Annotated in this window: 11 protein-coding genes; 9 read left to right on the top strand and 2 right to left on the bottom strand. The window is 44.1% G+C overall.

Annotation, left to right across the window (positions count from 1 at the left end):
* Both AC1DWN_RS18980 and AC1DWN_RS18975 read left to right on the top strand, forming a co-directional pair.
* The coding region (locus AC1DWN_RS18980; RefSeq protein ID WP_477560468.1) for a carbohydrate ABC transporter permease at nucleotides 1-479 on the top strand (479 nt) is incomplete at its 5' end.
* A 66-nt stretch (nucleotides 480-545) separates the two neighbouring features.
* Nucleotides 546-2,204, top strand: coding sequence for an extracellular solute-binding protein (locus tag AC1DWN_RS18975; RefSeq protein WP_477560467.1), 1,659 nt, complete (start codon nucleotides 546-548; stop codon nucleotides 2,202-2,204).
* A gap of 76 nt (nucleotides 2,205-2,280) precedes the next feature.
* Here the strand turns inward: AC1DWN_RS18975 and AC1DWN_RS18970 are convergent, their stop codons facing one another.
* On the bottom strand, nucleotides 2,281-3,360 hold the full coding sequence (locus AC1DWN_RS18970; RefSeq protein WP_477560466.1) for a DUF6786 family protein: 1,080 nt from the start codon (nucleotides 3,358-3,360) through the stop codon (nucleotides 2,281-2,283).
* Entirely contained in the window at nucleotides 3,353-4,042 is a 690-nt protein-coding gene (locus AC1DWN_RS18965; protein WP_477560465.1) for a GntR family transcriptional regulator, read from the bottom strand. The genes AC1DWN_RS18970 and AC1DWN_RS18965 overlap by 8 nt, the downstream gene beginning before the upstream one ends.
* A 155-nt stretch (nucleotides 4,043-4,197) precedes the next feature.
* On the opposite strand from AC1DWN_RS18965, the gene AC1DWN_RS18960 reads away from it, so the two are divergent.
* The 7 genes from AC1DWN_RS18960 to AC1DWN_RS18930 form a co-directional block, all read left to right on the top strand.
* Nucleotides 4,198-4,905 (top strand): PIG-L deacetylase family protein, encoded by a 708-nt coding sequence (locus AC1DWN_RS18960; protein ID WP_477560464.1) that lies wholly within the window; start codon nucleotides 4,198-4,200, stop codon nucleotides 4,903-4,905.
* A 25-nt stretch (nucleotides 4,906-4,930) separates the two neighbouring features.
* On the top strand, nucleotides 4,931-5,707 hold the full coding sequence (locus tag AC1DWN_RS18955) for an SDR family NAD(P)-dependent oxidoreductase (RefSeq protein ID WP_477560463.1): 777 nt from the start codon (nucleotides 4,931-4,933) through the stop codon (nucleotides 5,705-5,707).
* 15 nt (nucleotides 5,708-5,722) lie between these two features.
* The gene (locus AC1DWN_RS18950) at nucleotides 5,723-6,037 is read left to right on the top strand and encodes a cupin domain-containing protein (RefSeq protein ID WP_477560462.1); all 315 of its coding nucleotides are present in this window, start codon (nucleotides 5,723-5,725) and stop codon (nucleotides 6,035-6,037) included.
* Between the two features lie 27 nt (nucleotides 6,038-6,064).
* Nucleotides 6,065-7,186, top strand: a complete 1,122-nt coding sequence (locus AC1DWN_RS18945; protein ID WP_477560461.1) for a mandelate racemase/muconate lactonizing enzyme family protein — start codon at nucleotides 6,065-6,067, stop codon at nucleotides 7,184-7,186.
* A gap of 36 nt (nucleotides 7,187-7,222) precedes the next feature.
* Entirely contained in the window at nucleotides 7,223-8,236 is a 1,014-nt protein-coding gene (locus tag AC1DWN_RS18940) for a zinc-dependent alcohol dehydrogenase (RefSeq protein ID WP_477560460.1), read from the top strand.
* A gap of 5 nt (nucleotides 8,237-8,241) precedes the next feature.
* Nucleotides 8,242-9,111 (top strand): fumarylacetoacetate hydrolase family protein, encoded by an 870-nt coding sequence (locus AC1DWN_RS18935; RefSeq protein ID WP_477560459.1) that lies wholly within the window; start codon nucleotides 8,242-8,244, stop codon nucleotides 9,109-9,111.
* Between the two features lie 272 nt (nucleotides 9,112-9,383).
* Nucleotides 9,384-10,656: hypothetical protein (locus AC1DWN_RS18930; RefSeq protein ID WP_477560458.1), on the top strand; the 1,273-nt coding region annotated here is incomplete at its 3' end.

The following is a 10,656-nucleotide window of genomic DNA, read 5'->3' as shown; positions in this document are numbered from 1 at the left end:
GGGCTATGGTGTTACCTGGGGCAGTCGCTGTTTTTAATCTGATTATGGCTAGAGAATTTCTATCTGCAAATATTCCGGATGAGCTATCTGAAGCAGCTAAGATAGATGGGGCTAATGATATTTACATTTTTACGAAAATTGCAATTCCGCTATCGAAGCCGATCATCGCAGTTCTAGCTTTGTATTACGGGGTAAGCCATTGGAACTCATTTTTTAACGCTTTGATTTATTTGAAAAATGCTGATTATCTTCCGTTATCGCTCTATCTTCGTCGATTGCTTATTATCGGAATGACTAATTTCTCCAGTGATTCTCTTAATGATCCTACTATCGTTCAGGATGGTGCAGCAGTACTCGGTATAACGCAGCGTTTAAAATATGGTTCCATCATCGTTACTATGCTGCCAATCTTATTGGCATACCCTTTCTTCCAGAAGTATTTTGCCAAAGGTGTCATGATAGGTGCAATTAAATCATGATACTTGATTAGCAATTACAGCGATGCATATTACATTTATGATTAACCATTTCGAGGGGGATAAAAAATGTTCAAAAAGAGTGTTAGTATTGTTGTCGTGATGGCTATGCTGATGATTATTGCGATTGCTTGCAGTAAGGATTCCAATCCTGAAGCAACAACTGTCCCAACGGGGTCGACTGTTCCGAAGGATGGGGACGGAAACGGCAAATATAAAGAAGGCGAATATACGCTGCCTATTGTAAATGAGCCACTTGAGTTGGTTTGGATGGGGCGGGATACAGAGGATGCGGGGAAGAGCTTCCTTACTAACAAATCTATTATATGGGAACGTTTCGAAGAAGAAACGGGAATTAAAATTAAATGGGATGTCGCACCGTTCATGGAATATACAGAAGTTATGCAATTACGATTGKCCAGCCAAACCGATCTTCCGGATATCATTGCGATTGAGGGCAGCGCGGATGGTTCCCATCTTGTCAAATATTATGAGGATGGCATTCTAATGCCAATGAACGATCTGATCGACAAGTATGCACCGAACCTCAAGAGAATGCTTGAAGAGAATCCCGAGTACAAACAAGCTCTCACCCTACCGGATGGCAGCATCGTCGCACTTGGCCATCTTACTGCATCTGACTTAAGAACAAAAACAGTAATGATTCGCAAGGATTGGCTCGATAAGCTCGGACTGCCAGAGGTGAAAACACCGGATGATCTGTTGAAAGCGGCCAAAGCTTTTGTCAACGATGATCCAAATGGCAACAATGAAAAGGACGAATTTGGCATTATGACGCATAGCCTTGGTAATTACAGGCAGATAGGAATGATGTTTGGGCTATCTCTTGTTTCAGGTTCAGGGTGGTCCGTTCGCGATGGCAAAGTCACCTATGAATTCACATTACCGGCTTATAAGGCATACTTGGAATGGATGAATACAGCATATAAAGAGGGACTGATTCCGAAGGATTTCCAAACTGCCGATAACGCCATCGTGTTGGAACGTATGTACTCTAATCGGTTAGGCATACGCGCGCGTGATGATTTAACAGCATTCATTGGCCATAACGACCCAGAGCAAACCACGCAGGAAAACATACCCGGTTCAGTCTGGATGCCGATCAATTTTGAAGACTCCGGATATGGTGTAGCCTTTCCGTCAGAACCCAAGGCTGTAGTATGGCGTTCTTATGGAATAACGACCAAAACGAAAGATCCAATTGCCGCCATCCGATTACTTGACTATATTATGGCTGGAGAAGGTGCAACTACAGGCATTTATGGTATAGAAGGTATCACTTACAATATGGTTAACGGCAAACCTGTCCGTGTTCCTAATCTAATAGAAGCCATCGATCCAAATAAATTTTTCGGCAGTGATTATGCTCCGAGAATCGATAAGCGTGAGCAAAATGAAGCGTTATTCGAAGCTAAGTATTTGAATGAAAATGCTGAACGGAAGGAATGGAGCCTTAAGGTTGCAAATGATTTTGCAGCAAAAACCTATACTCCCTTCCAACCACCAATCCCAAAAGCGGAAGATGCGTTAAGGATCAATAATATTTTCGGAGATTTGAACACGTATCGAGATGAAATGTTTGTTAAGTTTGTCACTGGGGAAGTTAGTCTAGATCAGTTTGATGACTATGTGAAAAAAATAAATACACTTGGGGCAGAAGAAATTGCAGCTATTTATCAAGCAGGCTACGATAATTTGAAGAAGTAAGTACTGATTTGCAAAGAAAAAGGACTGTCTAACGTCGATTTGTATCGGCTTTAGGCAGTCTTTTTTCCTCATTACATTAAACGAAAGTATCTTCTACATGTTGAATACCAAGCATAGCCACAGTAACCGCTTCAATTTCTTCCCTATACCCAACAAAGTAAAATACTTGTGAGGAGTCAGCCATCCGGCTAGGAGTATCTATGCTTAAAGCGGGAGAGTGGTACTCGAGCTCCGCAAAGTGTCCCATCTGATCACCATCGAAATAGAATTGCATGCATGACCCTTGATAATCTTTTTGATTAGGAGGATAGTCAGGATAAATTCCCGAAGGGTTTACACTGAATTGCCGGATGATCAGACTGCTTTTCTTTTCGTTTATATGGCGTAAATATCCGAATCTACCAGTTGAAGATAGAGCATCGATGGAAAGTTTAAAGCTTTTCTTGCCTTTACAAGGTAATTGTAGTCCACTCTGGAGTAACTTCATTTCGACATGCTCCGCCTGGGAGAACATCGTCAAAGGACGTATAGAACCATAGGTTGGAGCTAGAATGCTGCCTCCGGGCGGTACCTGCATGATACTCCATAGATTACAATAGCCTGAAGTAGAAGTGGTTACGTCCACAGTTGTTGAATTCGGGTTAGCTGGAGTCAGATTCATATCGGTACGGACTTCATATCCCATATATGAAAGGCTCGAGTTGTCTAGTAATAATGAAGACATGTTCATAGATAACGGATTCGGCAGAAGTGTAAAGCGCTTTTCGAGCTCTATCGTTATTTTTTTGGACGAGGTAGAGTGTTGCAGATCGCAAGTCATCTTCGTAATAGCCTGAGACGATGATGTCTTCGTTAGTTTCCAATTTCCTGGATCCAACTGAGCTGGGACTTGGTAGCTGCCGGATCTGTCGATGAAAAATTCCAGCTCTGGACCAAGCCAAGTCCGATCACCGCCTAAATTCCAGCTGTTCTCGCTGCTAAGGGAGTCTGGATCTCGCCAAAATGCAGAATCATTCTCTTCTGCAGGTATCATTTCCAGAGCACGAGCTCCCTTTTCAAGAATAACTAATCGTCCTCCATTTTCACTGGTCAGGGTAGCATGATTATGGCCGAGTTGTTGAAGTTGTGAAGTAAGTGAATTTGTTATTTTAATCATTTGTTTGTCCAGAGTCAGCTTCGTCATGAAAACAAAGCAAACAATCCTCATCCTGGATATGCCCAGCCCAAAGTGCTTCGATTGTATCCGTAGAACCATTCTGAAGCGCATTCAGCAAAGCAACGTGATCTTCGACCACCTTCTGTAAATCTGTGAACTTGCTGGTGTTCTTGATGAAGTGCATACGAAGTCTATTCACAATACCAGACCATATTTGCATCGTGTATGAAGAGTTATCCAATGATAGAATATGTTCATGAAAGCGAATGTCGTCCTCGACTAAAGCAAATATGTCCCCGTTATCTGCAGATATCTTCATTCGCTCTACGATGCCTGTTAGATGATCAAAGAAAGGCTCGTCTCGCTTAGTTGAATTATGCTTTAACGCGAACAGTTCCAGTTGAAGTCGAACAGGAATCAATAAATCTACGACTTCTTCCTTTCTAACATCCGCTACCGTAGTTTCACGATAAGGAGAGCTGACAACGAGACCCAATGCTTCTAAATCCCGTAATGCCTCCCGAATAGGGCCTCTGCTTATGGACATTTGCTGGGAAATCTCTAATTCCTTGAGCTTATCACCGGGCTTCAGATGTCCCTTAATAATCGCATTTCTTATATCATTCAATACACGTTGGCGTAGAGATAGATTTTCTTGACTTTTGAAATGAAAGGTTTCCATTGTTGTCCTCCTTAAATTACTTGGTTCATAAACTATTAAATTCATTATAGAATAAAATATCCATGTATACAAATGATTGTTGTCGATTGATTGTTGACAATCTCGTTTTCGGGAAGTATGATAGCCATAAATTGTTACAAAGGAGAAATATAACTATGAATGTACTAGCTATATGCGCACATCCTGATGATGCTGAAATCTGGTGTGGGGGTACGCTTGCAAAATACGCTATGCGCGGCGACAAAGTGACGATTGCAGTTGTCACGAACGGAGAGGTAGGCTCACCTACACTTCCCAAAGAAGAGATTGCAGAGATCCGCCGAATGGAAGCGATTGCAGCTGCTGAAGTCATTGGGGCGGAATTAATTTGGTTGGGCTTCCGTGATGAGTTTTTATTTGATACAGAGGAGACAAGGATGTCTTTCATTGAGGCGATGCGTGTCAGTAAGGCAGAGGTCGTACTCACACATTGGCCGGCTGATTTGTATAATCCTGACCATACGATAACCGGTCAAGTTTCCAATGATGTTGCCATAATGACAACAGTACCTAATATCGTGACGGCTAGTCCTCCACTTGGTAAAATCCCTATCGTTTATTTTATTGAAAGCGTCGCAGGACTTGGTTTCCAGCCCGAGGAATACGTGGATATTACGGAAACTTTCGAATTAAAGCAAAAGATGCTTGCTAAGCATGAGAGTCAGGTTGGAGATTGGCTGAAGGATCAATATGGTTCAAATGCAATGGAAATGATTGAGATCATTGCCCGTTTTCGAGGAATTCAGAGTGGTGTTCGCTACGCGGAAGGTTTTATTAGAGCAAAAGCTTATCCACGCAATATTACGGGATCGTTATTGCCCTAAAGCATTTATATAAGGGGGACTTATCATGAGTCGTTTCACAGACCGTACAGTTATCGTGACAGGAGGAGCAACAGGCATTGGAATTGCAACTGCCAAGCTTTTCGCGACAGAAGGTGCGAATGTTGTTATTGCAAGCCGTGACGAGGGGAATGGAGCACGCGCAATAACCGAGCTGAAAGAGTGTGGTGGCAGACCACTATTCGTTCGAACCGATATCAATGACGAAATAGCCGTTAGAAACTTGATTGATCGAGCTATTGAACATACTGGTCGTGTTGATGTGATGATCAATAATGCAGCGATGTTTTATGAAAGTGATTTTTTAAGTGAAACGACTGAGCGTTGGCGGGCAGTATTCGATACGATAGTGAATGGAGCCTATTGGTGCTCGAAATATGCGGCAGAAGCGATGATTAAGCGAGAAATAAGCGGTTCAATCGTTAATGTTTCCTCGATTAATGGCTATCGTGCACTTAATCAGTCCAGCCATTACAATGCTGCTAAGGGCGCACTCGATCAATTGACACGTTGTACAGCATTAGAGCTTTCTCCTCATGGCATTCGGGTCAATGGTGTGGCTCCAGGCTTTATTGATACATTACTTTCTGTCGTGGGCGGGGAAAATGAGCTGGAGACAGAATGGTTTAAGCAATTTTACGTAGAACATAGAAAAATTCCGCAGGCGAGAGCCGGGACCGTTAATGAGGTAGCTGAAGTAATTGCTTTCTTGGCATCCGATGCCTCGTCCTATATTCAAGGTGCTATTATTCCGGTTGATGGTGGATTGTCTATTACATTTTAAGGAGTGCTGGATGGGATGTTGCAAGGGGAATGGCAGCAGATATCATTGCAAATTCGTCGTAAAATATTTCCGCCTGGAACGCAGCTTATGAGCATGCTGGTTGAGTTTAAACAAGGTGGGTTTGGACCAGAGCACGCTCATCAGCATGAGCAGCTCGGTTATGTCGTAAAAGGAAAAATAAAAATGGTGCTGGATAACAAGGAAATTGTGGCAGAGGCAGGCGAACAGGTTTTAGTTCCAAGCAACGTTTCTCATTCCATACTAGCCTTGGAGGATTCACTTGTGCTTGAAACATTTACACCTTTGCGTGAGGATTTGTTAGCTACGTGAACAAAAAAAGGAATCGGAGATGAGAACATGAAGATTACAGAAGTTGAAGCCATTTATTTAAGAATACCCAATCTAGATGCTGCACAATGCGATGGAACGCAGGATACGCTCGTCATCCGCATCCATACGGATGAGGGAATCGTAGGTGTAGGTGAGGTTGATTCATCACCGTTAGTAGCTAAAGCTGTTGTTGATGCTCCTGCTTCCCATTCGATCGCCGTTGGTCTTCGTCAGTTGTTGATCGGTGAAAATCCAATCGAAATCGAGCGGCTGTGGGACAAAATGTATCGGGGTACTATTTATTTTGGCCGCTCAGGTCCTGCACTGCATGCAATTAGCGGTGTTGATATTGCTCTATGGGATATTCTGGGCAAAGCAATGAACCGTCCCGTCTGTGAGATGATGGGCGGTGTATTTAATCGGAAGCTGAAGGCATACGCAAGCGCGTTGATGCCGGATACGATTGTAGAAGCAAACCGCATGGCTGAGGAGTATGCGAAGCTTGGATATAAAGCGATGAAGTTTGGCTGGGGCCCGATCGGAAAAGATGCTAAGTTTGACGAGGCACAGGTGAAAGCCATACGTGAAGCCGTAGGCGATGACATTGATATTATGATTGATGCGGGGTTAGCTTGGGATTTAAAGGGCGCGCTGCGAATGGCGGATATTTATGAGAAATACGGTGTGTATTGGTTGGAAGAGCCTGTTCACTCGAATGATATTGCTGGCTATCGCGAGTTGGCCGATCGGACGAAAATCTCCATTGCCGGAGGGGAGCAAGAGAGCGGGAGGCTTGCATTCCAGCGGCTGCTCGATGAAGGACATTTAGACATTATCCAGCCTGATTTGGCGAGAGTAGGAGGATTGACAGAAGGGAAAAGAATTGCCTATTTGGCTTATGATCGTCATAAGAAAGTTGTGCCGCATGCATTCAAGACTGGCATTTTGGTTGCTGCTAGTACACATTTCGCGGCAGCGATCCCTAATGGCTTCATGATCGAGCATACGGTTTCTAAATCGCCATTAGCTCGTGATTTGGTCAGCAGGGAAGTGGAATTCAAAGATGGATATGTTACTGTTCCACTTGATCGTCCGGGTCTTGGCATTGACATCGATGAAGAAGTCCTAAACCGTTACCGGGTAAATTGAAAATAAGACTCAGTTGTATCAAGGAGGAGTCAACCGATGAAAGCATTAGTTTATGAAGGCCCACGCATCATGAATATGAGAGAAGTTCCCGCTCCAGATCTTAAGCCGGATGAGGTGCTTATACGTGTGGAGCGGGCAGGCATTTGCGGTTCGGAGCTTGGCGGTTATCTTGGACATAACTCCCTTCGTAAGCCTCCGCTTATTATGGGTCATGAATTTGCAGGAGTGGTCGAACACCTAGGAGATCAGGTAGATGCCTTGAAGCCGGGTGACAGAGTAACTGCAAACCCGCTTGTAACCTGTGGCACCTGCAGATTCTGTCGTAATGGACAATCACAGCTGTGCGGTGAGAGGTCATTACTTGGAGCGCATCGACCGGGGGCGTTTGCCGAATTCGTTGCTGTCCCAGCTAGAAATGTGTATCAGTTGCCCGATCATGTAACGATGGATGAAGGAGCTTTCGCTGAGCCGTTTGCTTGTGCAGTTCATATCTGTCGTCTGTTAGAGCTGAAACCTACAGATCGACTACTTGTGTATGGAGCAGGACCGATTGGGCTGTTTGCTTTGCAGGCGGCTCAGGTATATGGTGTTCGGGACATCGTCATTATCGACTTAAATGAATCACGACTTGAGATCGCCAGAGAGCTCGGAGGTAATGCAGTTACTGGTCTGGATCAACTGGAAGCTGGTGTTGACGGTGGTTTTGATACTGTGATCGATGCGGTAGGAGCTGAGATCACTAGATGTCAGAGTATCAAGGCTGCTCGACCTGGTGGAAGGGTCGTATTCACAGGCTTGCACGAGGCGGAGAGCAAGTTGCCTGTTAACGATATGATTCGCAGTGAAACCTGGGTGAAGGGCGCTTTTGCTTATTCGCAGGAAGACTTCGAAACCGCTATGAAATGGATTGGGCAAGGACGCGTCAATCTATTGCAATGGACCGAAACAGCATCCTTGAGTGAAGGTGGGGACAGTTTCGAGAAGCTGATTGCAGGACCAGGAAAAGTCGCGAAAATATTGCTGCGTGTAAATGATGAGCAGGAGGGATAGGGATTATGAAATTATTGCAATTTCACCTTAAAGAAGATGTGAATTGTAAACCGCATGTCGGTATATTAAAAGGAGACAGTGATGTACAGGTATTGAATGTAAAAGGCAGTGCGCGTGACGTGATTCGTCATTTGGCTGGGTTCGAACGGAAGTCTGAGGAGCTGGCAGCTCTATTGGAGAGTGGAGCTGTATACCCTTTGAGTGATGTTCAACTGTTATCGCCTTTGACGGATCCAGAGAAAATCATCTGTATCGGACTTAATTATCACGACCATGTCATCGAGTCGAATATGCAGGTCCCCAAAGTTCCCGTATTGTTTCCTAAATACAACAACTGTCTAGTCGGTCACGAGGCTGAAATCGTGATTCCGCACGAAGTGACTCAGTGTGATTACGAGGTTGAGCTTGCAGTCGTCATTGGCAGAACGGCGAAGAGGGTATCCAAGGAATCAGCGATGGACTACGTGTTTGGCTATACCGTGTTAAATGATGTGAGTGCGAGAGATATTCAGCTGAATGAGCCGCAGTGGACACGAGGCAAGGCCATAGATGGCTTTGCGCCAGTCGGGCCTTGGATCGTAACCGCAGATGAAATCGACTACCCGGGCGGATTAAATATTTCACTAACGTTGAACGGGCAAACGATGCAGAACTCGAATACGAAGGAGCTCATCTTCGACATTCCGTATCTCGTTTCATTCCTCTCGAATACCATTACTCTTCAACCCGGCGATATCATTAGTACCGGTACTCCGCCAGGAGTTGGGATGGGCAGGAAGCCACAAGTTTGGCTTAAGCCAGGCGACGTTGTGGAAGCGACGATAGGTGGAATCGGTACGCTTAGAAATACTTTTGTAGCTGATTCAGCACGCTAAGAACCTGCTGAACCCTCTGACTTCCATTAAATTTCTCGGGTGCCTGAACTAATTTTAATTCTAGGATGGAGCAATATTAGTACCTGCATGGATAATCATTAGTGATGAATCACAAGTAGCTAATCGGGTTTGTAATTCATATGTATTATGCATGCTTTATCTAAGTTGCGTATATAGGAGAAAAATAAATTCGAAGAACGATCCATTTTTTAATTTTAGTGTAGCTAAGAGAATGATGTGATTTAAATAGTAACATATGGTGGTGAAAGCGATTGGACTTATTGAGCTTTCTAGAGAAGTATTCGATAAATCTAAAAGCAGCTAATTTTCCTGTATTAACTGCTAGACGCAGAGGACATATCACTTCCGATTTAGAAGTGTTAATGCTAGGGGACAGTCATGGATGGGGGCAAGGATCGCCTGGGTATGATGTTATTTTCCCTGCGTATTCGTCGCATATGGCCGTACCCTATAGTAAAGGGTTTTACGCTGGATTAAGGGATCATATCAAACGAAAGTACGACTTTTATCCAAAATCAATTTTGCCTGGAAGAGGAAATCAAACGAGTAAGCTTAATTCGGAGACTGGCATTTATAGGGAAATCGAAGTTGAAGTGGCTGCATCTGTAGCTGCTGCTGGCTACTATGCACCCCGTCATGATGATCGACAGGCAGCAGCTAATTTAGGCTATCTAGCGTTTAATAACAAGTTTAGTAAAAAGCTGATTATTCTAGCTCCGGATAGAAACGGTAGTGCTTTGTGTCAAGTGGATATGCTCGGACATGCAAGCAAAGCGTATATCGGTGTTCTGAGCGGTAGAAGTGGGGCGAAGCTGGAGGTTTATTTTCTAGAGAAGGCTATCGATGGTGGGTTTGTCAATGATCATGGAGCGCTGAAGAAAGGAAATACAGCAGGAGCTTTGTATCCTCAAGCCGACGGCTATCCGAAGATTACAAGAATAGAAAATGGCGTACACCGAGTACCTAATCGAGATGAAGTCACGGTTATGGAATCAAGTGTCGTTATCGATACGTTCAACCCAATTGGCGATGAGGAGATCGTGTACTGTATCGATTATGGGCAGAAGCAGCTCGGGAAGCTTTGTTTCGAATATACGGGTGAGAACCCTGAAGCTGTTGCATTTGAACATCCTGAGTTTTGTTGCGGTTTACCTGTCCTTGGACTTAGAGGAATTATCTTCGACGGAAACGATATTCGTAATTTTTCCATGGGCGGACATACGGTGGGGCAGTGGCTAGGAGACGGAACTCCGAGCTATAATGATCCACCTTATACCCATATAGAAGAACTGCTGCGTTATGTCCCTTTCACACCCGCTCTGACAATTATACAAGCTCCAATTGTGAATGAATACTTAAGGCAAACACCGATTGATACCTTTACTGCAAATTTAGAAAGATTGCTCAACATCATGAATCATCACCACAATCGTGAAGGAATAAGGAAAATGGATGTACTTCTGTTCACGACTCCAGGGGATAAAGTCATTACCTTTGAAGGAGGGGCATCTTCTCCGATTGCTT

It is taken from the genome of Paenibacillus sp. P4_A7 (assembly GCF_056402455.1).
The sequence above is the reverse complement of the archived record's forward strand: the minus strand, read 5'-3'. Positions and strand labels throughout refer to the sequence as shown.